The 26,526-nt window shown below is 39.2% G+C and carries 19 protein-coding genes and 1 tRNA gene; 11 read left to right on the top strand and 9 right to left on the bottom strand.

What is annotated here, in order from left to right; genetic code table 11:
- Positions 1 to 54 precede the first annotated feature (54 nt).
- Positions 55 to 127: transfer RNA gene (locus H6G69_RS21535), tRNA-Trp, on the bottom strand.
- A 150-nt stretch (positions 128 to 277) separates the two neighbouring features.
- Positions 278 to 640 carry a 50S ribosomal protein L19 gene (gene rplS / locus H6G69_RS21530; protein WP_190691163.1) on the bottom strand — a complete coding sequence of 121 codons (363 nt, stop codon included), beginning with the start codon at positions 638 to 640 and terminating at the stop codon, positions 278 to 280.
- A 232-nt stretch (positions 641 to 872) separates the two neighbouring features.
- Here rplS and H6G69_RS21525 point away from each other — a divergent pair, with 232 nt between their 5' ends.
- Positions 873 to 1,811 (top strand): glycosyltransferase family 2 protein, encoded by a 939-nt coding sequence (locus H6G69_RS21525; RefSeq protein WP_190691162.1) that lies wholly within the window; start codon positions 873 to 875, stop codon positions 1,809 to 1,811.
- A gap of 141 nt (positions 1,812 to 1,952) precedes the next feature.
- Here the strand turns inward: H6G69_RS21525 and H6G69_RS21520 are convergent, their stop codons facing one another.
- The gene (locus H6G69_RS21520; protein ID WP_190691161.1) at positions 1,953 to 5,186 is read right to left on the bottom strand and encodes an efflux RND transporter permease subunit; all 3,234 of its coding nucleotides are present in this window, start codon (positions 5,184 to 5,186) and stop codon (positions 1,953 to 1,955) included.
- Between the two features lie 156 nt (positions 5,187 to 5,342).
- Positions 5,343 to 6,794, bottom strand: a complete 1,452-nt coding sequence (locus H6G69_RS21515; RefSeq protein WP_190691160.1) for an efflux RND transporter periplasmic adaptor subunit — start codon at positions 6,792 to 6,794, stop codon at positions 5,343 to 5,345.
- A 497-nt stretch (positions 6,795 to 7,291) separates the two neighbouring features.
- On the opposite strand from H6G69_RS21515, the gene H6G69_RS21510 reads away from it, so the two are divergent.
- The 6 genes from H6G69_RS21510 (at position 7,292) to H6G69_RS21485 (ending at position 15,825) form a co-directional block, all read left to right on the top strand.
- Positions 7,292 to 7,840, top strand: a complete 549-nt coding sequence (locus H6G69_RS21510) for a phycobiliprotein lyase (protein ID WP_190691159.1) — start codon at positions 7,292 to 7,294, stop codon at positions 7,838 to 7,840.
- A 762-nt stretch (positions 7,841 to 8,602) separates the two neighbouring features.
- Complete coding sequence (locus H6G69_RS21505; protein ID WP_190691158.1) at positions 8,603 to 8,944, top strand: CU044_2847 family protein; 342 nt, start codon at positions 8,603 to 8,605, stop codon at positions 8,942 to 8,944.
- Between the two features lie 6 nt (positions 8,945 to 8,950).
- On the top strand, positions 8,951 to 9,844 hold the full coding sequence (locus H6G69_RS21500; RefSeq protein WP_190691157.1) for a trypsin-like peptidase domain-containing protein: 894 nt from the start codon (positions 8,951 to 8,953) through the stop codon (positions 9,842 to 9,844).
- Positions 9,845 to 9,861: 17 nt separating this feature from the next.
- Positions 9,862 to 11,517, top strand: a complete 1,656-nt coding sequence (locus H6G69_RS21495) for a hypothetical protein (protein ID WP_190691156.1) — start codon at positions 9,862 to 9,864, stop codon at positions 11,515 to 11,517.
- A gap of 14 nt (positions 11,518 to 11,531) precedes the next feature.
- Positions 11,532 to 14,324, top strand: coding sequence for a tetratricopeptide repeat protein (locus tag H6G69_RS21490; RefSeq protein WP_190691155.1), 2,793 nt, complete (start codon positions 11,532 to 11,534; stop codon positions 14,322 to 14,324).
- A complete protein-coding gene (locus tag H6G69_RS21485) occupies positions 14,317 to 15,825 on the top strand; it encodes a radical SAM/SPASM domain-containing protein (RefSeq protein ID WP_190691154.1) in 1,509 nt (502 codons plus the stop codon). Before H6G69_RS21490 ends, H6G69_RS21485 begins: the two co-directional genes overlap by 8 nt.
- Positions 15,826 to 15,832: 7 nt before the next feature.
- Here the strand turns inward: H6G69_RS21485 and H6G69_RS21480 are convergent, their stop codons facing one another.
- The 5 genes from H6G69_RS21480 to purN all read right to left on the bottom strand — a co-directional run bounded on the left by H6G69_RS21480 (position 15,833) and on the right by purN (position 21,914).
- A complete protein-coding gene (locus H6G69_RS21480; protein WP_190691153.1) occupies positions 15,833 to 17,401 on the bottom strand; it encodes a DHA2 family efflux MFS transporter permease subunit in 1,569 nt (522 codons plus the stop codon).
- Positions 17,402 to 17,594: 193 nt separating this feature from the next.
- The gene (locus tag H6G69_RS21475; protein WP_190691152.1) at positions 17,595 to 18,869 is read right to left on the bottom strand and encodes an MFS transporter; all 1,275 of its coding nucleotides are present in this window, start codon (positions 18,867 to 18,869) and stop codon (positions 17,595 to 17,597) included.
- Between the two features lie 145 nt (positions 18,870 to 19,014).
- Entirely contained in the window at positions 19,015 to 20,496 is a 1,482-nt protein-coding gene (locus tag H6G69_RS21470; protein WP_190691151.1) for an HlyD family secretion protein, read from the bottom strand.
- 155 nt (positions 20,497 to 20,651) lie between these two features.
- Complete coding sequence (locus H6G69_RS21465; protein WP_190691150.1) at positions 20,652 to 21,119, bottom strand: MarR family winged helix-turn-helix transcriptional regulator; 468 nt, start codon at positions 21,117 to 21,119, stop codon at positions 20,652 to 20,654.
- A gap of 129 nt (positions 21,120 to 21,248) precedes the next feature.
- Positions 21,249 to 21,914, bottom strand: coding sequence for a phosphoribosylglycinamide formyltransferase (gene purN / locus H6G69_RS21460; protein ID WP_190691149.1), 666 nt, complete (start codon positions 21,912 to 21,914; stop codon positions 21,249 to 21,251).
- A gap of 25 nt (positions 21,915 to 21,939) precedes the next feature.
- Between purN and H6G69_RS21455 the strand changes: the two genes are divergently transcribed.
- The 4 genes from H6G69_RS21455 (at position 21,940) to H6G69_RS21440 (ending at position 26,517) form a co-directional block, all read left to right on the top strand.
- The gene (locus H6G69_RS21455; RefSeq protein WP_190691148.1) at positions 21,940 to 22,824 is read left to right on the top strand and encodes a carbohydrate ABC transporter permease; all 885 of its coding nucleotides are present in this window, start codon (positions 21,940 to 21,942) and stop codon (positions 22,822 to 22,824) included.
- Between the two features lie 252 nt (positions 22,825 to 23,076).
- Complete coding sequence (locus H6G69_RS21450) at positions 23,077 to 23,691, top strand: pentapeptide repeat-containing protein (protein WP_190691147.1); 615 nt, start codon at positions 23,077 to 23,079, stop codon at positions 23,689 to 23,691.
- A 401-nt stretch (positions 23,692 to 24,092) separates the two neighbouring features.
- The gene (locus H6G69_RS21445; RefSeq protein WP_190691146.1) at positions 24,093 to 24,419 is read left to right on the top strand and encodes a hypothetical protein; all 327 of its coding nucleotides are present in this window, start codon (positions 24,093 to 24,095) and stop codon (positions 24,417 to 24,419) included.
- A gap of 16 nt (positions 24,420 to 24,435) precedes the next feature.
- Positions 24,436 to 26,517: a dynamin family protein gene (locus tag H6G69_RS21440; protein ID WP_190691145.1), complete on the top strand. Its 2,082-nt coding sequence runs from the start codon at positions 24,436 to 24,438 to the stop codon at positions 26,515 to 26,517.
- The last annotated feature ends 9 nt before the right edge of the window (positions 26,518 to 26,526 follow it).

Genomic DNA, 26,526 nt, shown 5'->3' with positions numbered 1-26,526 from the left:
CTAACTACGGTAGATAGAAGTGCTATTGTTTCGGGTTTTGTTTTTGCTTGCGAGCGCGCCCTGGAGGACTTGAACCCCCGACATCAGGTTTTGGAGACCTGCGTTCTACCAACTGAACTAAGAGCGCACAGGTTGGTTTGGATTCGGTGATTGCGCTGAACTTTTATCTAGTTTAACGCAATTGCGATTTTGATTGTACATGATTTTTGTCGAGGGATCAACTTAGCGGCAAAAGCCGCTTGTTAATTGAGATTTCTCTCATACCCTGAGCCAAAAATTACAAAGGACGATCAAAGCGTTGCTTGATCCGGGTGGCTTTACCAACGCGATCGCGCAGGTAGTAAAGTTTAGCACGACGTACTTTACCACGACGTACCACTTTAATGCTGTCGATGCGCGGAGAGTGTAATAAGAACACTCGCTCTACACCTACCCCTTGGAATACACGGCGAACGGTAATAGTTTCGTTAATACCGCCGTTGCGCTTGGCAATGACAACGCCTTCGTAGGGTTGTACGCGGTATTTATCGCCTTCTTTGATTTTGACACCGACTTTGACAGTATCGCCGATATAAATATCGGGCAAATTTGATTTTAGCTGTTCCGCTTCAATGGAGCGGATGATCTCTTGAGCGTTCATAGCCGCCTATCTGCTTTAAAAACTCACAATCATCCATAATAAATCGAGAATCGGCTTTCAGTCTACTGTTATGAAACAATATAGAATTTTTATTATCCTGAATAAAAATTTCATCCGCAGTTGGCATAAAAGGATTTGTTTAAAAAATCAAGTGGATCTTTACGGAGAATTAGTATAAGTCATTGAAAATGGAAGGTATATTACTTACAGCTTGACTACGGCTGTGATTTTTATGAAATTTAGTGTTGTTATCACTACTTATAACCGCGTCAGCTTACTACGTAGAGCAGTTGATTCGGTACTTAATCAGACAATTCCTTGCGAGGTGATTGTCGCTGATGATTGTTCTTCTGATGAGACAGCAGCTTATGTAGCGAGTTTAGGTGATGCAGTAGTTTACCATCGCAATGAAACTAATCAAGGTCATGCAGCAACGGTAAATGCAGGTGTAGAGAAAGCCAGTGGTGACTGGGTGAAATTTTTAGATGATGACGACTATTTAGCGGCTAATTGTATCGAAGAAATGATGAAGGCGATCGCGCTTCATCCAAATGCTGTGATTTGCTCTTGTATTGCGGCGCAGGTGGATGAACATGAAGTGGAACTTCATCGCACACCTCAACTTGGCCCAGGTTCAGCTTTTTATGTTCCCCAAGCAGACATTCATTACGGAATGCTGTTGGAATTATTACCTTTTGGGACACCTGTGCAAGTAGCTTGTCAGCGCGATGCTTTTTGTCAAACAGGTGGTTGGGATTCTCAACTTGATGCTAATTGTGATGATATAGATTCTTGGCTGAGAATTGCTCAATTTGGTGATGCAATTTTTATTAATCAATGTTTAGCTTACCGGACTATTTGGTCAGGAGCTTATAATTATAAGTTCGCGGTTGCTAAACGCTTAGATACTAATATTTTGATTAAAGAAAAAATTTACGCTTTGGTTAACGAAAAATATCGTCAACATATCCCAAAGTTAAAAGATATCAAGAATTATTTAAAGCTTCATTGGGCTTTTGTCGCCCTAAAGCAGAAAAATTTGTCCAACTTTCTGTCAATGTTAGATAAAGCTATCTTTTCGCCAAAAGCATGGCGACTTTTGATATCTGCTATTTTTTTACGGCGTTCTCCATCACAAAATTCTCATGTTCGTAAATTTGTGTTGCATTGAATTAATCGGTTGTTTGAAAGACTTTGTAGATAACGTCTCTAGAAGATTTATACAGTGCAGCTGCTCATAGAATTGCTATTGCATCAAATGGGCGGACAACATGTCCACCCTACAAGAGTTTGATGTAATTGCCACCTGATGTTAGTAATATCTTTTCTTCCACTTATCAAACTTGTTGAGTATTGGCTTGAGCCAACCGAAATCTAAAATATCGTGCAGCAGTGTGTAAAAACACGGAATAATAAACAGTGTTAGTACAGTTGCTAAGGATAAGCCAGAAAACACAACTACACCCAAGGGCTGCAAAAATTCAGATCCTTCGCCAATTCCCAATGCTAAGGGAAACATCCCTAACACTGTGGTAATAGTAGTCATGAGTACAGGTCTTAAGCGTTGAGGTGCAGCTTGTAAAATTGCTGTTTTGCGGTCGATATTGTCTCTTTCTCGAAGTTGGTTGGCTAACTCGACCATGATGATGGCATTGTTCACGACAATACCTACTAGCAAAACTGCACCGACAATGACGGTAGCACCAATCGCAGTTTTAGTAATATACAGACCGAAAATCCCCCCAGCTAATGCTAAGGGAATGGTAAACATAATTACTAAAGGGTCGATGAGGGAATTGTACTGCACTGCCATGACGACAAATACTAGAAATGTTGCTAATCCACCTAATAGTTGCAGCGAACTTTGGAGTTGTTGATTTGATTCGGCGGCGGCACTAGGTAAAACGCTCACACCTTCTGGTAAATCAAGATTATTAATTACGCCTCTGACCTGTTCTATGGCTTGGCTTAAACTTGCACCCTCGGTTAAATTCCCAGCTAAGATGACAACTTGACGCTGGTTGATGCGCTGAATTTCTCCGGGTGCTTGTCCTTCGACAATTTTGGCAACATCACTTAAGCGGACTTGATGATTATTATCGACAAACAACGGCAATCTTTCTAACTGAGATGGGGTTTGCACATCTGTTTCATTTAACTTGACGCGGACATCTACTAAGCGGTTGCCGCGTTGTAATTGGGTGGGAACGCTACCTTCTAAGGCAGTTTGAATAGTATCGCCAATGTCTGTAGTAGTTAAACCCAAGGCGGCAACACGCTCCCAGTCTGGCAGAATTTGAATTTCTGGTTGGCGCTCATCAGCATCGGGACGAAATCGGGCGAGGGTGGCTTGTTCTTCTAAGGCGGCTAAGACTTGACGACCAGCTTGTTGTAAGGTGTTTGGGTTGTTACCTTGGAGAATTACGTCAACGTCCGCACCACGTACAGGGGAGTTATTGAGAATTAAACCTCGTACTTGCCCAGGGGAAAGGCGCAGGCGAATTCCGGCTAAGTTTAATTTGTCAAGTTCTTGGGTGACTCTTTCCACGTAAGCCTCAACATCTGTACCAGATTTGAGGGTAATGTTGCTAGTACCGCGTAAAGGGTTGGCGTTGGTGGTATTACCAAATAAGGCTCCGCCAGAGGTAGAAAAGATATATTCTGTTTCTGGTTGGTTGCGAAGAATTTCATCTACCGCATTCATGACTTTGAGGTTAGTTTCCAAAGGTGTTCCTGGAGGAAACTGAGCGTTTAAGTTAGCTTGTCCGGTATTAATTCTAGGGAGGATTTCTTGGGGAATTTGGGGAGCCATCCACAAACTACCGCCACCAAATAAAAGGAGGGCGATCGCAACTGTAATGATCCGCCAGCGTAATATCATACTTAAAAAGCCGCCATATCCTCTGGTAGCAGCATCAAAGCGGCGATTAAATTCTTTGAGTAGCCAAAATTCACTCAAACGGCTCGAAAATTTCCATCCCAGCATTCGAGATGCCATCATCGGCACAACGGTAACAGCAATTAAAATCGAAGCTGCGACGGAAAAGCTAATTGTCAAAATTAATTCATTAAATAGCAGGGCGATAAACCCACCAATCAGCAAAAATGGCAATACTGCGACTAAGTTGGTACTGGTTGAAGCTACTAAGGCTGATTCTACTTCGCGGCTACTTTGTTCTGATTGATTGATTAATTGTTGCTGGTTTAATTTGCTTCGGTTACTTTTGCCTGGTGTCATACCCACACCTTCGGCAATGTTTTCTAACATAACGATGGAGTTATCCACCACAATACCCACACCCAAGGCTAAACCACCCAAACTAAAAACGTTCAGGGATAAGCCAAACAAACCCATCAAGATAATTGCGGCGAGGCTGGCTAAAGGTATAGCGAGGACAATGATCAAAGTTTGTCTGATGGAACCTAGGAATAGGAGAACTGCGATCGCTGCGAGTAATGTCCCAATTAACCCAGAACTAGTAACATTAGATATAGAATTACGGATAAACCGTGATTCATCCAAAGTCGCAGTAATCACGGTTCCTTCAGGAATCACACCAGACTGACGCAGTTCTTCTACACGTTTTCTTACACCATCAACGACGTTGATAGTATTAGCATCTGGTTGTTTTTGAATACTGACTTTGACGGCTGGTTCACCATTCAAAGAAACGAAAACCCTTTGTAATTCTGAGCCGTCTATGACTTCGGCAAAGTCTCGCAGATAAACGCGGCGACGCGGAACTGTTGACTGAGTATTGCTCGTATTAGCCGCAGATACTTCAAAGGATAAATCACGCAATTCTTCTGCACTGCGAAACCTGCCCACAGTCCGAGTTAAAGGTTCAGAATTCTGCCCTAAAATTCGACCACCGGAAATATCTTGGTTGCGGTCTCTTAATTCATCTAAAACATCTGTTAAACCTACACCCAAAGCTTGCAGACGGTTTAAATCTATATTGACTCTGACTTCTTCGGGTACTCCTCCTGATACATCTACCCCAGCTACCCCAGGAACAACACCTAGTTCACGGGCGAGTTCTTCTTCGGCAAAAACGCGTAAATCAACACCTTGCAAAGTTGGTGAAGTTAACGCCATTTCATAAACAGGTAACTGGGAAGGATCTACTTTAAATATGCGTGGTTCTTCTATGGTGTCTGGTAAAGTCCCTCTGGCGCGGTTAAAGGCTGCTGTCGCATCATTTAAAGCTTGGTCAATATTACCGCCCGGTTGAAAGTATAAATCTAAACTAACTTGCCCCTCACGGGTTTGGGAAAATACTTGTACTACACCTTCGGTAGCGGAAAAGGCTTCTTCTAAAGGCTTAGTGACTTCATCAATTGCCACTTCTGGGGAAATTCCAGGTGCTTCTAAGCGTACCCCAATCCGGGGGTAGGTAATTGATGGTAGTAAATCTACTGGAAGTTTAATGATAAAGAATACACCCATAACGATTACCGCTAGGGTAAGCATGAGCGTACCGATATGTTGGCGAATTGAGATGGCACTAATACTAAATCCGCCGCTTTTCTGGACTTGCTGCATGATGACTGCGCTCCAAATTCAACCTGAACAAACACTTACGCATCAAGATTGATGATTGAGATTGGGTGTCGGGGATTAATGGTTGTGAATACTTATACCCCTGCATCCTGAATCAATTACTTGATTGTTAGTTTTTATACGTCAGTTTCTAAGATGTTAATTTCTGGTTCCACGGGGTGTAGAATTCGATTCTGTTGTTTCTGAGAGAATCGATAAGCGTACAGGGTTGCCATCTTTTAACGGTCTACCACTACGTACTACGTAGCGTTCTCCAGGTTGCAAACCAGATAAGATTTCGACTTTGCTATCAGCTTTTTTGCCCAAGGTGACAGTACGTGCTGTCACTTTTGGCTGATTTTGACTGTCTGAAACTACAAATACAGTGCCATTTGTCTGATTTTGCTGATTATTGGCTTGGGTTTGAATGGCAGTTTGGGCGACGACGACTCGCGGTTGTGTTTGGTTTTCAAAATTAACTCTGGCTAGAAGTCCGCTACCGATATTATTGCCAGTGTTGGGAATTTCGACTTCTACAGGGATGAGGCGAGCCGTAGCATCGGCGGCGGGAGAGATGCGTGTAACTCTACCTGTTAATGTTTTGTCAGCAAAGGCATCTAACCGTACTTGTACTGATTGCCCTGGTTTAATTTTTGCTAGTTCTAATTCCGAAACCTGGACTACGACTTTGACGCGGCTAAAGTCACCAATTTGAATAACTTCAGAGCCTGCTTGCAACAGGTTGCCCGGTTCTGTAACTTTGCTGGTAACTACGCCACTGATGGGGGAAATTAGTCGGGAGTAAGAGCGTCGTTCTTTGGCTTGGGCGACGACGGCTTGTTGTGCCAGAACTCTGCCTTGGGCGGCGGCGACGGCTTGTTGTTCTGTACGGACTTGCTCATTAGCTGCCCGCAAGGCTTGGGCGGCTGTTTGGGCTTGGGTGCGTGCTTGTTCGGCTGTTTGCTCGGCGATCGCACCTTCTTTGTATAATCTTTGTTGTCTTTCAGAATCGGCTTGTGCTTGCACCAGTTGTAAGCGCAGTCTTTCTACTTCTGCACGGGCGTTACTGACTTGGGTTAAAGCTCTGGCTACTTCTGATTTTTGGGCTGCGAGTTCGGCTTCGGCTTGTTTTAAATCTGTTAACAGCAACGCATCATCTAACTGGCCGATGTTTTGTCCTCTACGTAGGCTATCACCGACATCTACGCTTAAAGATAATAACCGTGCTTCTACTTGCGATCGCAATGATACGGTACGGAAGGGAATTGTTGTACCTGTATATTCTGGCTGTTTTTCTAATATATCTGTTCGAGCGATCGCCACATCTACTGGTGTGGCACTATTCCGCTCTCCCGCTCGATTTTTTGACTGGGCTTCAGCTGCTTCTTTCGGTAAAGAGCCGCAACTTATTGTTAATAATCCTGTAGCTAACAAAAAAATCATTAGTTGTACAGGTTTTAAGCGGGATTTCTGAAAATATTCGCAATTAGTTTTGCGGTTTTCAGCTTTCTTTTGGGTAGAAAAGTTATTCTGTGTAGACATTACCTGGTTTGGGTTGATATAGGTTGGCTGCTGAATTGATTTTTGCGGTATTTTGCCGTTGCAAATCATTTATTTTTCTAGAATCAAAGAAGTTTTATCGAAAATAACAGCTAGTCATTACCAAGTAATTTTGTAAATATGACTTTAGTTAGAAAATTTGGTGACAATCCACTCTGGGTGGTTTTTGGGTCATGATTTACTATTTTTTCTCTATAAATGTCGAGAAATCTGCTGATTTGATTTCTGCATAAGCAAAATACTGTTGATGGTTGCATTAAATAGATTGCATTATTTTTTTTGATGACTTTGATTGATCACCAAAATACTAGAATTGAGAATCCAAATACAAGGTAAAAGGCTAGTCTTAGTATTTTTATTTGCCAGCCTTAGTTAATAATATTTAGTTTTACTAACTATACATAATATATCTTAGCAAACACCCTCACAAAGGAATCTGTAATTCTCAATTTATGAGAAATATTAAAAATTCTAAACCGTAATTGTCTTTTGTCACCATGTAGTATAAGGGAAACTGCTATTTCTAGCATAAGCGAGGACAATAACGCGTGACATCACCGCTAAGACTGACTCTAACTGCCAACGAAGCACAAATTACAGAATTTTTCCGAGAATCCTCTGGTCAATGGCGTTCAGAAAGACGCTACTACACTCTCCCTCAAGGGGAAACGAAGGAAATGGAGAGTTTGATTACTATCCGGTTTTTGGAAAAAGAATGCGCTCAATTGCAAAAACTGGCGCAACTACATAACTTACCTGACACAGTAACTTTGATTTGTGGCGCAGAAGTTTTATGGAGTAGTACAGATATACTAAAAGGTAGGCAAGAATCTCAAGGTTCCACAATATTTGGTGTATTAGGAAATAATGTATACCGCGATCGCGGTTTTGCCACATCCAAGCCAGTCACCGCCGAGTATTATTTCCCTAACCCTAAAACTTTATATTTGCGAACTGAGTACAACGGTTCAGTATTTGAGGAAGAATTAAAGTTAATTGGTAATAAATATCGCACCAGACAAACCATTATTTCCCGCGCGGGCGAACAGTTAATGATTGGTCAATATCTGGAAAAGAGAATTGATATGGAATTCTAGCGCACAAAAGGTGACAAGAGTAAGTTCTGCTGTGTAACTTTTTCTTTGCTATCAGTTGTATCTTCATCAATAAACTGTATCAAGGGTTAAGGATGTAGGGGTAGAGAAATACCTGTATCCTTAGCCCTATTTCATGAGTTTTTTATTTAATCTCAGTAAAATTACGAGTTGCAGCAAAACTATACATATATTTGATAGATCAAGGATTATAATACTTGTTAAATCTATTACATAGCATTTAGGCAGAATGAAGTAGATGATTTTAGGAAAAACTTCATAAATTGCCATAGCTCGCCAATCAAATTCATGATTGGTTTTGGGCTACTTCTAAATGGTCAACAGTTTGATGTGGTTGGTATTACCCGACCACAAAAAACCAGAGTATGTAAAAAATTGTTGCTAACTTTATTGATTATTAACATAATGTAGGGGTTTTTACTTCAATGAGGTACAAAAAATAATTAACCACAGATGTATGTAGACGCGCATTCGGCTTATCACAAGCTACGCTAAGAGATTTGTACCTCAGCCAAATCGGAAATGTTATCAGCTATTAACTTTCAATCAGTAATTTGGTGGAAAAAATAAAACTATGTTAAGCAATTTTAATTAAGTTTTAAAATTATTACATCCTGACTTAAAAGTGCTGATAAAAATACTCGCTTCTCTTGCATCCCAGGATTGTGAAATACATTTTTTGGTACTGTTTGTTGCTTTTTTATAACTACAAATATTTATACTTATATACTGCAAAGTTTGATTATGAACAGAAAACAAATCGCCGAGTTTTTACTCGAAAATGGCACAAAGTTTTTAGTTGAAATTGATGAATCAGAAAATAATAATGCGCTTGTACGTGCTGCCAGACCAGATACGGGGCAAATGGTTGTTGAAGCTAAAAAGAAATTTGATGAAGTATTAGAGCAAATACAGCCTGTAGCTTCAGAAATTATTTCAAAACTGAGTCGTTTGAATACACCTGCTGATGAGATAGAAGTGAAGTTTGGGATTAAATTAAATGCAGCAGCAGGAGCAATTTTTACTACTGTCGGTGGGGAAGCAAACTATGAAATTACCTTGAAATGGAAGCAAGACAAGGGATAGTAAATTATGACAGCAAGTACAGATAATTATATTCAAACTTTTAGATCAGCGATCGCCCGCATTTTTCATAGTAGTGGTGCGGTGGTTGGGGCAGGTTTTTTAGTAGCTGGGCAAACTAATAATTATATTTTGACTTGCGCTCATGTTGTGACCTCTGCTTTATCTTTACCAGAAAATATCGTTGAAGTTCCTCATGATGAGATTTATTTAGATTTTCCCTTAATTGCGCCAGGACAAAAATTAAAATCTAAAGTGATTTTTTGGCAACCTGTTGTTAGTAATATATCAACTTATACACCTGAAGATATTGCGGGATTACAAATTGAGTCGCAATTACCGCCACAAGTACAACCAGTTAATTTCATCAAAGCTCATCATATTTGGGCGCATCCTTTTCGCATATTTGGTTTTCCCTACGGACACAATGATGGCGTTTGGGCTACGGGTATATTGCGAGACAGCCAAGGAAACCGATGGGTGCAACTCGAAGATGTCAAGGTGACTGGCTACAGCATAGAACCAGGTTTTAGCGGTGCGCCTATCTGGGATGAAACTCTCAAGGGAGTAGTTGGTATGGCGGTAGCAGCAGAAAATCAGCGAGAAAATAGCAAAACTGCTTTTATGATTCCGACGGATGTATTGTTTGCCGCCTGGAATGAAATAGCTTTGTCAACTTCAGCCAATACCCATACCCAAAATATACCTAGCAGGGTACAACAACTCAAGTTGAAAACTTTGCAACAACGCTTTGACGTTTTGATGAGTGATTATGAAGCAGCTTATAATCAGCTTAATTATACACTCAATGCAGGCGATCGCAATATCATCCAACGCCAAATTAATAGCATATTGCAAGAACTTGAACGCGTAGAAAGCGAACTGAATGCCATAAGTCATTAATTTACTATCTAAATGCTATGACAAATTCTTCAGATTTACGCAGGCATCATCTCGAACAAATAATTAAGAATTTAACCTCAGAAATCGAAACTCTGAGTAAACAAATATTAACAACACTGGATGCAGTAGAAAAAAATAAATTACAAAGGCAATTGAGCGATAAATTTGATGAAATCCAACAAGCAGAATCAGCATTAAACCAACTTAGTCAAGAATCTCTAGAACCAGGTGAAATTGATAAAATTCCCTTTACTAATCGGGATGCAGCCATTACAGAAATTACCGCAATAAATTCTCCTCCTTATCGTCTGGTGACTGCTCCCGAAGGTTACGGAAAAACGGAATTTCTCAAACAGATCCACAAACGATTTCAGGAATTGCAATGGTGCTGTGCTTATGCTTCTATTTCTTGTTATGAAAATATTCAAGACTTAGAAGAAAGATTAATCAATTGTTTTCAAATTGCGCCACAATTAGGTAATCAATCAAATGTGAGTGAGCGTTTAGAGTTAGTTTTGCGAAGAAATTGGTTTAAATGGCAATCTCAGGGTAAAAAAGGTATTGTTCTGCTCATTGATCTCGATGGTTGTGCGCCCAGAAAAGAAAGTTTCAACAAAATTTTTGAAAATTTTAAGGATTTTGTCTGGAGAATTCAAGACTCTTTAAAAGAATTACAATTTTTTAAAGAAAATTCGCGCCGATTTCGGGTGGTGATTGCGGCTCGCTGCTTAATTGATATTCCTTTAGACCGAATTTTTCCTAAACTCATCCTCTCGCCTTTCAATTGGGAAGTGATTCAAGATACAGCCACAAAATATCTTCAGCCAATAGATATGACATCTGAAAGTCTGGCTTTATTGGCAAGTCACTTACTGTATTTAACTGGTGGACATCCAGGCGGTATAGCCGAAGCACTCAAAGTTTATCGCAGTGGTGGTTATCCTGTTAATTGGATTTTAGACAGTTATGGCGATGAATTATGGGAAAAAAGCCTCAAAAAATGTCGAGACCAGATTAGAGAAACTTTAACCAGAGAAAATCATGCTCTTTACGAATCGATTGAGAAATTGAGTATTTTTCCTATATTAAATAGCACATGGATATTAAAAGAAGCTATTCGCAGATTTCAGTTACCTTTTGGAGATGATAGTTTTAAATTAAATACTGAATTGACAAAAACATCTATTTTTACGCGTGATAAAACAATTATTAAAGATGGAGTCACAAGGAGACTATTAGTTATTGGCTTACTGCGAGAATCACCAGGTGATTTTCAAAAGCTTTGTAGTGAAGCGGCTCAAATTTGCTGGGAATATATTCATGCGTTGAAATCAAAAAATGACTCGGCTGCTGCGGGTACTTGGTCAATGCAATATTTTTTCCAAAGCCTACAACAACACGCTGCCTATATTAATAGTGGCGCAGATAGTCTGGCTTATCGGCAAAAGCTTCACAGAACATTTTTTGAACAAACTGTCGAACAAACTATTGAAATATTCCGCAATACAGAACCAGAGCAAATTTATGAATTTTTGTCTACCTTAAAATCGGAAATTGAACACGACTGGGAATTTCAATTTCTAGTCAATTATTATCTCCATAGTGATGAATATAACGATACCCCTTATAAATATTTAATTCAAAAGCTTGATGAAGCTATTCCCCATAACTAACTCAGGAGTTTATCATGTCCGAACTAGAAAAATTAGAGTTTGTTGGCCGTGAAGAACAACTAAATCGAGTTATTTCCCTAGTTCAAGAAAATAAAAAACTGCATATTATTTTAGTCGAGGGGAGGGGGGGAATTGGCAAAACTTGGTTGTTGCGTGCTTTAAAATCTCGCCTGGAGAAACTTCAACTTTTAACCAGTGAAATTATTGATTGCGATATTCCTATTTTTAACGATGCGGAAGATTTATGCACGCAAATTGCCAAACAATTATATGATTCTACCTATCAGGAATGGCTACTGCGGTTAAGACAATTAAGAGAAGATGAAAACCGTTTAAGTAAAGCTGTCTACGAACAGGAACGCCAACAACTGCAAAAGTTCTTAATTGATGCGATTAATCGCAAATCTAGCCAACAAAAACTAGTATTTCTCATTGATACAGTTGAGAAGTTAGGGCAACCAGAAGTTAGAGAACAAGCTTGGGGATATATTAGCAATCTAGCTCGACAATTAGATAATTCTATATTTATTTTTGCGGGTCGTCCTAGTCCGGCACGGCAAATTTTACAACAATCATTTCCAGAACCAGAGTTAGGCTGTTTAGAATTAACGGAATTTAATCATGAAGATGTCCATAAATACATTCACTCTAAAGAAGAACAGCTTCACTTTATTCTGGGCGAAGATTTAGTTAATAAAATTGTCGCTCTTGCTGGTGGTAGCCCCATCATGATAGAGTTTGGCGTAGAGTATGCTTACCGAGAAGTTATTCCAGATTGGCTAGAAAGTGAGGAATTAGAAACTATTCCTAGCCGATTAGCAAATATTGGCGGATTTGAAGCTGAAATGGTGCGGCATATTACCCAGCTGCGCACATCAATGGATAGACTAACTTTATTACTTTCACGAATCTATCCTTTAACTAGCTCTGATATTGCTAATTTATTAGAACTATCGAAAGAAGATGCTGAAGAATTATTTTTGAATGCCCAAAGTTACTTTTTTATTAAAACAGTTATGGGTGGTTCTCAAATATCTTTGCATGATATTGTTCGAGATTTAGTGAATAAATATGTCTGGCCCGATATTGATCCTGATATGGAATGGCGAAAACGAGATAGTCGCATTGCTGCTGAATATTTTGAGCATAAAGATGATGATTTAGGGCCAAAACGCGGAAAAATAGAAATACCAAATTCTTCTCAAGATGAGCAGGCAATTTTCCATACTAATTTTCTGATTGAAGAAGTAAAACAAATCAGAGAATTTAATACTACCCGATGGCTGTGGAATGCTTTATATGCGGATGCAAAAATAGGCTTTGAAACTTGGTATAAAGTAACTAACAGAATACGTACCCAATCTAAAAAATTTAGCTTTGTGAAACACTTATTGGGGGTAGCGAGAGAGTTTGAAGAAGAGCTAAGTGCAGATCAAAAAACTAAATTAACTATTTTTGCCTCTCGGTTGGTTTATGCCTATGAAGATAAGGATAAAACCATTAATGAAGTCAAAAAGCTCGAAACAATGTTAACAAAAAAATCTGCTATCGCCACTCATGAAGCAGATATTTACAATGTTTTAGGAATGCTGAATGCTAAGTTACATCTTTATGATGAAGCTTTGAAATATCAACAAATGTGTTTAACTTTAGTGCAAGATAAACAGCTTGCATCTGTGATTCCTGGTGTAGCCAACCAAGTTGGTTATTTACATCGCCAACTTAATAACTCTCTAGAAGCAGAAAAATATTATAAATTAGGTTGGGAAGCAGCAATGGAAATTGACCATCCTAACAAAGGTTTGACTCAAGTTATGGCGAGTATTCAAAATAACTTGGGATATTTATATGGCATCCAAAAAGATTATATCAAAGCGGAACAGTGTTTTAAAGCCGCTATTGATATGTGGTCGAGTATTGAAACCGAACGCGAAATTGCTAATGCGGAAATTGCCTCTGCAACTATTTGGGTAAATGAGGGAAATTATCTTAAAGCTAAACAACTACTTGAGAGTGCTTTAAGTCGTTGTGACAGTGAAGAAAACGATAATCGCATCTTGTGTAGAGCCTATTTTCAACTAGGTTTAAATCAGTGGTTTAGTTCGGAGATAATTAATAAAACTATTTGGGATGTGACGCAGGTAAAATGGGATCTGAATTTGTTAACTTTGGCTCAAGATGCTTTAGCAAAAAGTCTAAAATTGGCAGAGAAATATGGTATTGAAGAAGAATTACCAGGCATTCTGCACCAGACTGCTAGTGTAAATTGGTATTTGGGTTTTCAAAAATGCGATCGCACCCTGCAAGAACAAGCAGTACAACTCAACGAGCGCTCTTATCAAACTAGTTTAGAGTATAACGATATCCGCTATGCCATTGATAGCCTAGTTGGGAAAGCCGAATTTGATTACTACGCCCAAAAATTTGCCAATATCGAAAAATATGCCCAAGAATTGAGCGATCGCTTCCAATCTTATCAAAATATCCATAAACTATATTTTGGTCGGATATTACGCATAGAAGGTGATGTTGCATTTCAACAGGAAAATTACGATTTGGCCTTTGCAAAATATTCGCAAGGGATACCCAAAATCTTTGAGGATGGTGGCTTTGGCCCTTACTCCATTCAACAGGAACTCACGCTGCTGCAAAACAAAATCGACCGTTTACCCATAGAACTTGCCAAAACTCTCATCCAACAACTCAAATCTTGGTGGAATGATTTTAAGGCTCTGAAAGAATGGTGCGATCAACAAATGTTCCTGACTCGGATTCGTGCAACAAAACAGGCTTCTACTCATGATTAGTAAAAAAATTGGTCAACCCCAAATTATAGTTTCTCTTGACTCTAGTTACACACCAGTCGGACAATGTGATTGTGATGGGGGCGACTGTGCCTGTGATGTTTCTCCTTTAGCAACACTCACCTCAGATATACAATTTTCTCCAGGGATGTTGGAGAATTTTGTGAGAGTTCCTAACTCACAAATCATGAATTTAGATGATACTTATTCTGTCTGTTATGGCACTTATCATCAAGTCACCGTTTTGAATCAATCAGCGCGAGATTTACTCAATCTATTTAGCAATCCCTGTAATTTAAATGATATTGCTTTAAGAAAATCTGATTTTGATGCTAAAGACTTACAAACAGCTATCCAAAAACTATATCAAGCAGGGTTAATTGTTCCGCAAAAAAATTGCTCATTTAATTTAAATGAAACTCCAGAAACTTTAACAGCATGGCTGCATATTACTGATCGTTGTAATTTAAGATGCGATTATTGTTACCTGCCTCATTTACCCAGTGATATGTCAATTGAGACAGGTAAAGCAGCTATTGAATCTACATTTCGCTCTGCTAGTTTAAATCATTATCGTCGCGTCAGATTAAAGTATGCCGGAGGAGAAGCATTACTTTGTCCTAATGTAATTCAAGAGCTACATTTATATGCTCAATCTGTAAGCGAAGCAACCAATATTTTATTAGATGGAGTTGTTCTCAGTAATGGCACATTGATTAAGCCTGAGATTATTGAAATGCTGCAAAAATTGAATCTGCGTTTGATGATTTCCTTAGATGGATTATCAAATTTTCATAATATGCAGCGAGCTTACGCAGGTGGGAAAAACTCGTTTGCAGATGTAGAACGAGGGATTAAAATTGCTGTAGAAAATGGTCTTATCCCAGATATTTCGATTACAGTCACTGGGCGGAATGCATCTGGATTAGCCAATTTAATTGAATGGTTATTAGAGGATGATTTACCATTTAGTTTAAACTTTTACCGTGAAAATGAACTGTCAGCAACCTACGCAGATTTACAACTAGAAGAATCTCAGTTAATTACAGGAATGCTAGCAGCATTCAAAGTCATCGAGAGAAAATTGCCGCATCGAAGTTTACTGGGTTCATTAATTGACCGCACTAATTTAGCATCTTTGCATAAACGTACTTGTGGCGTGGGACAAAGCTATCTCGTATTTGATGACAAAGGACAGATTGCTAAATGTCAAATGCAGCTACATAAAACAGTATCTTCAGTTGATATTTTAGATCCTTTAAAAGTTGTGCGCCAAGATAAAACAGGTATTCAGAATTTATCTGTAGAAGACAAAGAAGGCTGTCGCACCTGTGAGTGGAAATATTGGTGTACAGGGGGTTGTCCTTTAGCAACATTTAAAGCTACAGGTCGTTATGATATTCAATCGCCTAATTGTAATATTTATAAAGCTTTATATCCTGAAGCTATCCGCCTAGAAGGTTTACGTCTAATCAAATATTACCAAGCAACTTCAACTAATTAGCTTGAAGTTAATGTGCGGCTGTAGCACCAGTAGTTTTGACTTTTTTAATGAAAATAATCGCAATGCCACTGAGTAATAAAGCTAAACCAATAAAATAGAAACAATCATTAAAAGCCATGACAAATGCTTCACGGCGAACGACATTAGAAATAGATGATATCGCCTGATTTTGCGCTGTAGTTAAATCTGCACCACGACTCACAAAATATTGTGTCATTTGGTCAATTCTTTGTTGCGTTTCCGGGTTATATAACGATACCGCATCACCCAATCTATTAGAGTGAAATTGCTCTCTATTTGTTAATAAAGTTGCTAACACAGCAATCCCCATCGAACCACCCATATTCCGCATCATGTTAAATAAACCACTGGCGGAACCTGCATCTTTAGGATTCACCCCAGCCGTTGCAATTGATGTTAGCGGAACCATAATTAATGGTTGTCCCATCGCGCGCACAAGCTGTGACCACCGCAATTGATCTAACCCTGTTTGATTAGTTAATCCTGCATTCATAAATGCACTAATGGCAAATAAAGTCACTCCTAAAGCCACCATAAAACGCACATCAATGCGTTGCATAAGTTTGGGAATAAAAGGAATAATGAATAGCTGGGGAATTCCCGCCCAAATTAACACTTCACCAATTTGTAAGGCATTATATTGTTGAATTTGGGCAAGATATAAAGGCAAAATATAGATAGAACCATATAACCCTATTCCCAAGGAAACATTCACAATACTGGCTAAAGCAAAGTTGCGATAACGTAATAAACGTAAATTAATAAATGGTTGCTTGCGCGTTAATTCAATCAAGAAAAATAAAGCCAAAAAAATTACGGCAATAATACTCAACCGTACAATCAATGGTGAACCAAACCAATCTTTGCGGCTACCTTCTTCTAAGACAACTTGTAGGGAACCTAAGCCAATAGCCATTGAAAGAATTCCCCACCAGTCGCCTTGTTTTAATAATTGGGTTTGAGGTGGTGTCTGCTTAATTCCATACCAAACACCAGCCAACATTAAAGCCCCAGGAAACACGTTGATATAAAAGCTATATTCCCAACTATAATTTTCTGTTAACCAACCGCCTAAAGTGGGGCCAATTGATGGTGCAAAAACCGCAGTAATCGCAAATGCCGCCAGTCCTACAGATTGTTTTGCAGGTGGTAAAGTTGTTAAAACTACAGTCAAAGCAGAGGGAATTAAAACCCCGCCACAAAAACCTTGAAAAGCCCGAAAAACAATCATGGAATTTAAATCCCATGCCCAAGCACAGCAAATAGAAAATAAAATAAATAATACAGTATTAACTAATAAATAAAGCCTCAGCGAAAAAACCCGCGATAACCATCCAGTTAAAGGAATGACAACAATTTCTGCCACTAGATAAGCAGTAGAAATCCAAGAACCTTCTTCTAAAGTTGCACCTAAAGATGCTTGAATTTCTTGTAATGAAGAGTTAGTGATTTGAATATCTAAGACTGCCATAAATGCACCAAGCATACTGGCTAATACACCAATCCAGGTTCTTAAAGGTATAGGTTCTGGTGCTACAGCAGAAACATTAGCCATAGTATTGCTCCATTGTCAGGTGCGAATTAGATGGGGAGAATATTAAAAATTTACCATTCATGGGAGTTATACCGTGTCTGGCTAGTGAAAGATTTATCATGAAGATGGCTCTAGGGAGCAGAGGAGAGGGTTTGAACATTTATACACAAATTGTTGGCATTATCACCAATTAACGCCGCCAAAAATTAATCTTTTATTTAGATAATTTTTGACTACTGATAATCCCTTTTTGTTCATAAATCGGAATTAGCATCTGCCGTAAGGCAGGTAGTTGTCTGCTAAATAAGATTGAACCAATGATACAAGCTATACCATCAATGATTAATGTGTTGGGAGTACCAATAATATCTGCAATTCCGCCTCCGATTAAATTACCTATGGGTATCATGCCTAAAAATGACATTGTGTATAGGCTCATCAATCTGCCACGTTTATCTTCTTCAACAATGGTTTGCAAAAATGTGTTACTAGCGGCTATTTGTAAAATAGTTCCTAAGCCGACAAAAAGCATGGTGAATAAAGATAAAGGTAAAAATCGAGAAAAGGCAAAAGCAATGAGACCACATCCTAATATTGCTGGAGCGATCGCAATTAATTTGCCAACTCCTAAAATTGTGGTTCTAGTAGCTAGATATATTCCCCCTGATAAAGCTCCTACACCTGAAGCTGCCATTAAAAAGCCTAAAGTTTCTGCACCACCTTTTAAAATTGTTTCGGCCATAACTGGCACAAGAATTGTATTTTGTAACCCCATTAAACTAGTTAATGCTGATAGTAATAAAACGGCGCGAATGGGCGGAAAACTAAAGGCATAAACAAATCCCTCTTTAACTTTCTGCAAGGGATTGCCATAAGTAACTGGCATTTTCCACGGTTTGACTTTCATCGCCAACAAACCAATAATGACGGCAATGTAACTCAACCCATCTATTAAAAAACAGTATGCCGCCCCAACTTTAGCAATGAGTAATCCGCCGATCGCCGGGCCAATTAATCGCGCACCATTAATCATCGTGGAATTAATAGCGATCGCATTGGCTAAATCTTCTCGGCGTTCTACTAATTCGGGTACGAAGGCTTGGCGTGCTGGTGCATCCAAAGCATTGATGAATCCTTGTAATAAGCTTAAAGCGATGATATGCCAAACTTGAATCACACCCATTAGTGTCAGTACAGCTAACGCTAACGACTGAATCATCGCCATGACTTGGGTACTAATTAAAGTCCGATACCGCGAAAAGCGATCCACAAATACACCACCAAAGGGAGAGAGAAAAAAGCTGGGAATTTGGCTAGCAAACCCAACAACCCCTAACATTAATGGTGAATGAGTTAAGTCATAAACTAGCCAAACAGTCGCTAGTTGAGTCATCCATGTGCCAATGAGAGAAATGCCTTGCCCAGCAAAAAATAAACGATAGTTTTTTGACCGAAAGGCAGGTAGTTGCAACTGTTTAAATATTGTCATTTGTCAATAGTCAAAAATTGATGCTCATTGATATATTTTGAACTCAAGTTCATTTCATACTTCATACTTCATACTTCATACTTCACACTTCACACTTCATACTTCATACTTCATACTTCATACTTCACACTTCATACTTCATACTTCATTTAACTTCCACACTAACTTCCGCAGACATCCCTGGGGTAATCCGTGAGTCGTAAGCTTGAATACTCTTTTGGTCTAAGACAATTTTGACGGGGATGCGTTGCACAACTTTGGTGAAGTTACCTGTAGCGTTGTCTGGTGGTAATAAAGCAAATTGCGCGCCGGAAGCCGGGGAAATGCTATCAACTCGACCTGTAAAGGTTTGGTGGGGAAAAGCATCCAACTTCACTTCTACTAATTGTCCTGGGCGCATTCTTTCTAATTGGGTTTCTTTAAAGTTGGCTACTACCCAATTTTCGTTATCAACAATCGCCATTAATGGTGAGCCTGCTTGAATTCTGTTACCCACTTCCACGGTTTTTTTACCAACTCGTCCGGCACTAGGCGCAGTAATGTTGGTGTAGGATAACTGCAATTGGGCATCTTTTAATGATGCTTCGGCTTGGACAATCGCCGCTTTGGCCGCTTCGTATTGACTGCGTTTTACGCTGGTATCTTGGTTACTCGCGGTAGCTTGTTGCAATCCACCTCTCGATGCGGCGAGTTTGGCTTGGGCGCTGGTAACTCCTTCTTGGGCTTGTGCTAGTTGAGATTGGGCTTTGGCAACTCCCACTCTCGCAGAAGCTAACCTCGCTTGGGCTTGTTGAACTCCTTGCACAGCAGCATTTTTTTGTGCTAAAGCTACGTCATAAGCGGCTTTAGCTGCATCTAACTGTTGACGAGCGATCGCACCTTCTTTATATAAACTGTTGTAACGGTTGTAATCTGTTTGGGTTCTTTCCAAGTTGGCGTTAGCTTGGGCTACTTGGGCTTGGGCTGCGGGGATTCCAGCTTGGGCTTCTTGGACTGCTGCTTGGGCGGCGGGAATCCCGGCTTGGGCTTCTTGGACTGCTGCTTGGGCAGTGGAAATAGCGGCTAAGGCATTACTCACATCACCTTGGGCTTGAGTTGTCTTACCACTGGTAGTTTGAGAAGTTAAGGCAATATTGGCAGCAGCAGCTTGGGCTTGACTGCGGGCATTTTCTAATGCGGCGGCGGCTTGCTGCACTTTGCTTTCATAATCGCGGGGGTCAAGTTTGACTAACAACTGTCCCGGCTGCACTTGTTGATTGTCGTTGACTAAAACTTGGGCAACAGTTCCGGGTATTTTGCTACTAACTTGATGGACGTGTCCGGTAACTGTGGCGTTGTCTGTGTCTTCATGAGTAGAAGCATACTGCCAGTAATGATAACCAAATGTACCTGCAACGATCGCACCTACACCCACCCCTGCCAAAATCACAGGCAAACGCTTTTTATTGCGTGGTTTTTCTTTTTTGTCTGCCTCTGGCTGGCGATGTACATCCGTTTCTGGTGCTGCTGGTGTGGCAACTTTGGCTGATTCTGGCGTTGCGTCTAAAGTTTCGGCATCCGTCACCATTTCTGTTTCGACAATAGCCGTTTTTTCTTTGTTGCGTCCATTTAAAGTAGTTGTGGCCATTCCCTCTTCCTCGCTTCCTTGCTGAATAATCAAATTTATTTAGAATACGTACTATTCACTTGCTAGTTATCCTTAAACTTTTACTTAGGATGCTAAATATATTCGCAAAAAAATTTATACATGGCTTCACCCGAATGGGCGATTGTCATCCAGCCTTAAGATAGGTTATTTATTGCTTTAGTCAAGATTTGAGAAAAGAACTCACGATCAGCAGGTGGGATACCTTGCATTGCTTGATCGCGTAATTCTGCGGCCAGTGGAGGTAAAACTTTTTCTAATTCTTTACCTGCATCGGTTAACCAGATACGCCAAATGCGGCGATCATGTACATCTCGTTCTCGACGCACTAAACCGCGTTCTTCCATTCGGTCTAGTACGCCTGTTAAAGTGCCGCCTACCTGTTGGAGCTTTTCACCAATACTAGATGTCGGCAAACCATCTTCTTGCCACAAGCAGCACAAAACCAACCAGTGAAATGGTGTTAGCCCAAAGGGTTCTAGTTGGTCAGTAAACTTGCGGGTAAGCAGTTGGGACAGCAACTTGATTTTATAGCCCAAACTGTAAGGTGCTAAAACTTGCTGCCAAGACTCTAATGTTTTAGAATTGTCAGAGTTAATAATCATTATTGCAAAATATTTAGCGTACGTACTATTTATCATAACCATATATATTAATCTTGGCAAGAGAGCGATCGCGTGTATCAGCAGATTGGTAAACCCGCTCCACAAATTCACGCTCAGAGGTTCGTTGTTTTAGGAAGAGACGAGTGTAGTTTGCAATTTATGAGCGGCAATTGCGATCGCCTGTGGTAAGATTCGGTGTTCTTGAATTTGAATCCTGGCGTGGAGTGTTTCTGGTGTATCATCTGGTAAAACTGGCACAGCAGCTTGAATTAATATCGGGCCACTGTCAACTTCTAAACAAACTAAATGCACAGTACACCCAGTAATTGTTACCTTTGCTTGTAAAGCTTGTTCCACAGCATGAAGACCCTTAAAACTAGGTAACAAACTAGGATGAATATTAACAATTCTGTTAGGAAAAGCATCAATTAAAACGGATGTCACCAAACGCATCCATCCTGCTAAAATCACCAAATCAACATTATGCTGCCGGAAAGTCTGGACGATTTTTTTATCTAAAGCTTGACGATTTTTGTATTCGCGGTGATTTAATAAAACTGTTTCTATGCCACGATTTGCGGCGCGTGTTGCGGCTTTGGCATCGGGATTATTGTAAATTAGAACTGGAATTTGGGCATGAAGTTGTCCAGTTTCAATAGCTTGGGCCACTGCTGCAAAATTGCTGCCATTCCCAGAAGCCATAATTCCCAGTTTTAAGGGAGTATCAGTAAATAATAGGCGATCGCTAATGTTGGGAGAAACCAAGCTCAGGGTAGAATCAGGGCAAAGGGTCATAACAGCAATAAGGAAAAATTGATAGATGCCAAAGATATATACTAATAAATCGTGGCTAGATAATGATACATTTGCCGCTGGAATTTTTCTCACACCTGCATTAATTTTATTAGGACTTTTTGTAATTTGGCCGATCGCTTATTTGTTCTACCTAAGTTTTACAGCAGGTAGTTTCACTTCCACCGGAACTTATTGGGTAGGTGGGAAAAATTACTGGCGGTTGTTATTTAACTCTGATTTTTGGCAAGTTATCGGCAATACCATCTATTTTACTGTTGCTACTGTGATTCCCAGCTTAATTATTTCTTTGGGTTTGGCAGTCTTATTAAACCGTTCCCTTGCCTTACGAGGAATATTAAGAAGTGCCTATTTTTTACCATCAATAATTTCTTTAGTCGCAGCTGGTTTAGGATTTCGCTGGCTATTTCAAAACACTGGCCCCATCAACGCATTGTTAAATTTATTTGGTATTGCACCTATAGCTTGGCTAGGAGACACATTTTGGGCAATGCCAGTATTAATTATTTTAAGTATTTGGAAACAACTAGGTTTTAATATGGTTGTTTTTTTAGCAGGTTTACAAGCAATTCCCCCTAGCCGCTACGAAGCCGCCGAATTAGACGGTGCTGATGCTTGGCAACAATTTTGGCACATTACATTGCCAGGATTACGCCCTACTTTAATATTTTCCACAGTGACCACTGCAATTTTTACATTGCGGAGTTTTGAGCAGGTTTATGTAATGACGGGTGGCGGCCCGTTAAATTCTACTAATTTATTGGTTTACTATATTTATCAAGAAGCATTCGGTCAATTTGATTTTGGTTATGCGGCGGCGGCGGCCACAGTTTTGTTAGCTATAGCTTTAGTTTTTGTATATTTGCAACTACGTACTTGGGGCGAAGAGTAATTATTGATATTTATGAATAATAAGATCCCGGACTTCTTAAAGAAGTCTGGGATCAGAGCAGATATATTTGAGAATATTATTAATCTTTCCTGACATATGTCAGCATTTTTTGTGATCAAAAATACTATTTAAGCCAGTTTTTCGTTAATTTAAAATTTTTGCTTTTGTTAATTATCTTTAGTGGTGTAATCTCAATATACAGTGCTTCTCACAAGTGCGCTTTGCAAATATTGACACTCTGAGGTGACTACCATGAGAAATTTTGCTGACGTGCAGAAATTAATATTAAATCAATCTAAAGATGAGTGGAGCCAACAGCAAGATTTTAGTGGATGTGATTTACGGGGAATTGAGTTAAGAGAAGTTAATTTAAGCGGGGCAAATTTTCGGGGTGCAGATTTAACTGGGGCTAATTTATCTGGCTCTATTTTAACTAATGCTAACTTTATTGAAGCAGATTTAACGCAAGCAAACTTGAGCCATGCTAATTTAAGTTATGCTAACTTATGTGGGTCTTGCTTGTGGCGATCGCAATGTATTAACACTAATTTTTGGGGTGCTTCTTTGTGTGGTGTAGATTTTACAGAAGCAGACTTGAATAAAGCCACCTTAATTGAAGCATCTTTAATTGAAGCTAAATTAATTAAAACGAATCTTACCCAAGCAAAACTCTGCGGCGCAATATTACTAGAAGCTAATTTAAATGAGGCAAACTTAAATAGTGCAGACCTCACTTGGGCTAACTTAACTAAAGCTAATTTATTTTATGCCAACCTTTGGAATACAAAGGTAATTTATGCCAAACTCAGAGCTACCATTATGCCAGAAGGCTCAATTTGTCATCCAGATATAGTGATTAGCTATTAAGCATTCGTAGCACCAGCAATGTAGGCTTTGTTTAGCACATCTTTATTTTCTAAAAAATAAAAATTGGTGGTAGTTTTAATTGCTGAATCGATAATTACATTGCTTGTGCATCCAAGAGTAGGTAGTCAGTTTTCCATCTGGCTCTTTTTATTGTGCCAATATTCAAAGTTAACCACTTATACCTGTAAGTAATTGCAATAAATATTACTAAATAATAAGAACCAAATAAAATTCGGGAATCCAAATTCATTTTAGTGAATTAGATACTTTGATTGCATTTTACAGGCGATCGCAGATAAAGCAGTAATATCACTGGAGGTATCAAATTTACTGTGCGTTAAAATACACAGTAAATAATTTTTGACTGCCAAGATCATTTCTTTGTTACAGAGTAGACACAGATGAAATCTGAAGAAGAACGCCGTCAAGAACTGGAACAGCAAGAACGTATACTGCGCGAAAAAGAAGTGGAATTAAGGCTACGAGAAATAGAAGCTGATATACATAATTCCCCAGCACCGTTTTATCAAACTGTGAAGCATCAGCCAGAAAATGCTCAAAAATCTTGGGGAAAAAAAGCCATTATCGTAGGCAAATTATTTACTTTAGGTGTTGTAGCGTTAATTGCAGTCAGAATAGCTTCAGTATTGGCTAGTTTGATTATTCTTGCTGCACTGGTATGGATATCTTACAAACTATTTCTGGAATCACCAAAAAAGAATTCTTAATTAGGGAACTTTTATCATGAGTAATCAAGTATTAACTGACCAATTTCTTAAAGATTTAGAACGTGTTGCTCAAGTACGTTCAGATATGTCTATTTATTTGCATAACTTAGCCGAAACAATCACTAAAGCAGAGTTAGCCGGAGACTCTTCATCAGGAAAGCTAAGTTTAGAACGCAATATTGAAGATATTACATTAGCTAGTAAAAATCTGCGTCAAGGTGTCTTTCGCCTTTTGGTATTAGGCGATATGAAGCGGGGTAAAAGTACATTTTTAAATGCTTTAATTGGCGAAACTCTTTTACCTAGTGATGTTAATCCTTGCACTGCGGTATTAACAATTTTGCGCTACGGCCCAGAAAAGAAAGTAACCATTCATTTTAATGATGGCAAAACTCCCCAGACACTAGATTTTCAGAGTTTTAAACACAAATATACAATTGATCCAGCCGAAGCTAAAAAATTAGAACAAGAGAAAAAACCAGCCTTCCCTGATGTTGATTATGCAGTTGTTGAGTATCCTTTATCCTTGCTTGAAAAAGGAATTGAAATTGTTGATAGCCCTGGATTAAATGATACAGAAGTACGCAACGAACTATCTTTAGGTTATGTGAATAACTGTCATGCAATTTTATTTGTCATGAGAGCTTCCCAACCTTGTACTTTAGGAGAGCGACGCTATTTAGAAAACTATATTAAAGGTCGTGGATTATCGGTTTTCTTTTTAATTAACGCTTGGGATCAAGTCAAAGAATCATTAATTGACCCAGACGATACAGAAGAATTACAAGCAGCAGAAGCTAGACTCAGACAAGTATTTAAAGCGAATTTAGCTGATTATTGTTATGTAGATGGTCAAGATATTTATGATGAGCGCGTATTCGAGCTTTCGTCCATTCAAGCACTCAGACGACGGTTAAAAAATCCCCAAGCTGATTTGAGTGGGACTGGCTTTGCTGAGTTTATGGGTGCTATTAATACTTTTCTTACCAGAGAAAGAGCAATTGCAGAACTCCGCCAAGTTAGAACTTTAGCCAGACAAGCCTGTAACCACACCCGGGAAGCCATAGAAAGACGCATACCTTTACTTGATCAAGATGTGGAAGAATTAAAAAAACGCCTTGAATCAGTAGAACCAGAATTCAACAAACTAACCAATATTCGTGACCAATTTCAAAAAGAAATCATCAACACCAGAGATACTCAAGCGCGAACCATATCAGAATCTTTTCGCAGTTATGTTTTAAACCTAGGTAATACATTTGAAAGCGATTTTTTACGCTATCAACCAGAGATAAATTTGTTAGATTTTCTCAGTAATGGTAAACGAGAAGCCTTTAATGCTGCATTAGAAAAAGCTTTTGAACAATATATTACTGATAAATCTGCTGCTTGGACTTTAAGCGCTGAGAAAGATATTGATGCAGCATTTAAAAAATTATCGCGCAGTGCTGCACAATATGGCGCATCCTACAACAAAGTTACAGATGATATCACCGAAAAACTCACAGGTAAGAAATTTAATGTTCACGCAACGCCTTCCACAGAAGAAGATAACTCTCCCACCTGGGCAAAATGGGCAATGGGAATATTATCTTTAACTAAAGGGAATTTAGCTGGAGTAGCATTAGCTGGTGCAGGATTTGATTGGAAAAATATCCTCCTCAATTACTTTACTGTCATTGGTATTGGTGGTGTAATTACAGCAGCTACAGGTGTTTTGCTAGGCCCTATTGGCTTTGCATTGCTTGGCTTAGGTGTTGGCTTTTTACAAGCAGATCAAGCACGCAAAGAACTCGTGAAAACTGCCAAAAAAGAGTTAGTTAAATATCTACCACAAATCGCCCACGAACAATCACAGACTGTCTACAATGCAGTCAAAGAATGTTTTGATAGTTACGAACAAGAAATCAGTCAAAGAATTAACGATGATATTACTGCGCGTAAATCTGAATTAGATAATTTAGTTAAGCAAAAACAAACACGCGAAATTAATCGAGAAAGTGAATTGCAGAGGTTAAAAACCTTGCAAGAAGATGTTATAGCTCAATTGCAAAAAATCGAAGCCTCTTATAGTAGCCTGCTCGCTTACTATAGCTGAGTGCAATAA

The sequence above is a fragment of the Nostoc sp. FACHB-110 genome, assembly GCF_014697425.1.
In the GTDB taxonomy this organism is placed as follows: Bacteria; Cyanobacteriota; Cyanobacteriia; order Cyanobacteriales; family Nostocaceae; genus Nostoc_B.
The sequence above is the reverse complement of the archived record's forward strand: the minus strand, read 5'-3'. Positions and strand labels throughout refer to the sequence as shown.

Excerpts from the sequence above, each read along its gene's own strand:
- H6G69_RS21490 (WP_190691155.1), top strand. The coding sequence starts at position 11,532 with ATGTCCGAACTAGAAAAATTAGAGTTTGTTGGCCGTGAAGAACAACTA.
- H6G69_RS21475 (WP_190691152.1), bottom strand. The coding sequence starts at position 18,869 with ATGACAATATTTAAACAGTTGCAACTACCTGCCTTTCGGTCAAAAAAC.
- H6G69_RS21485 (WP_190691154.1), top strand. The coding sequence starts at position 14,317 with ATGATTAGTAAAAAAATTGGTCAACCCCAAATTATAGTTTCTCTTGAC.
- H6G69_RS21465 (WP_190691150.1), bottom strand. The coding sequence starts at position 21,119 with ATGATTATTAACTCTGACAATTCTAAAACATTAGAGTCTTGGCAGCAA.
- H6G69_RS21450 (WP_190691147.1), top strand. The coding sequence starts at position 23,077 with ATGAGAAATTTTGCTGACGTGCAGAAATTAATATTAAATCAATCTAAA.
- H6G69_RS21495 (WP_190691156.1), top strand. The coding sequence starts at position 9,862 with ATGACAAATTCTTCAGATTTACGCAGGCATCATCTCGAACAAATAATT.
- H6G69_RS21445 (WP_190691146.1), top strand. The coding sequence starts at position 24,093 with ATGAAATCTGAAGAAGAACGCCGTCAAGAACTGGAACAGCAAGAACGT.
- H6G69_RS21480 (WP_190691153.1), bottom strand. The coding sequence starts at position 17,401 with ATGGCTAATGTTTCTGCTGTAGCACCAGAACCTATACCTTTAAGAACC.
- H6G69_RS21525 (WP_190691162.1), top strand. The coding sequence starts at position 873 with ATGAAATTTAGTGTTGTTATCACTACTTATAACCGCGTCAGCTTACTA.
- H6G69_RS21505 (WP_190691158.1), top strand. The coding sequence starts at position 8,603 with ATGAACAGAAAACAAATCGCCGAGTTTTTACTCGAAAATGGCACAAAG.
- H6G69_RS21520 (WP_190691161.1), bottom strand. The coding sequence starts at position 5,186 with ATGCAGCAAGTCCAGAAAAGCGGCGGATTTAGTATTAGTGCCATCTCA.
- H6G69_RS21500 (WP_190691157.1), top strand. The coding sequence starts at position 8,951 with ATGACAGCAAGTACAGATAATTATATTCAAACTTTTAGATCAGCGATC.
- purN (WP_190691149.1), bottom strand. The coding sequence starts at position 21,914 with ATGACCCTTTGCCCTGATTCTACCCTGAGCTTGGTTTCTCCCAACATT.
- H6G69_RS21470 (WP_190691151.1), bottom strand. The coding sequence starts at position 20,496 with ATGGCCACAACTACTTTAAATGGACGCAACAAAGAAAAAACGGCTATT.
- rplS (WP_190691163.1), bottom strand. The coding sequence starts at position 640 with ATGAACGCTCAAGAGATCATCCGCTCCATTGAAGCGGAACAGCTAAAA.
- H6G69_RS21440 (WP_190691145.1), top strand. The coding sequence starts at position 24,436 with ATGAGTAATCAAGTATTAACTGACCAATTTCTTAAAGATTTAGAACGT.
- H6G69_RS21515 (WP_190691160.1), bottom strand. The coding sequence starts at position 6,794 with ATGATTTGCAACGGCAAAATACCGCAAAAATCAATTCAGCAGCCAACC.
- H6G69_RS21455 (WP_190691148.1), top strand. The coding sequence starts at position 21,940 with ATGCCAAAGATATATACTAATAAATCGTGGCTAGATAATGATACATTT.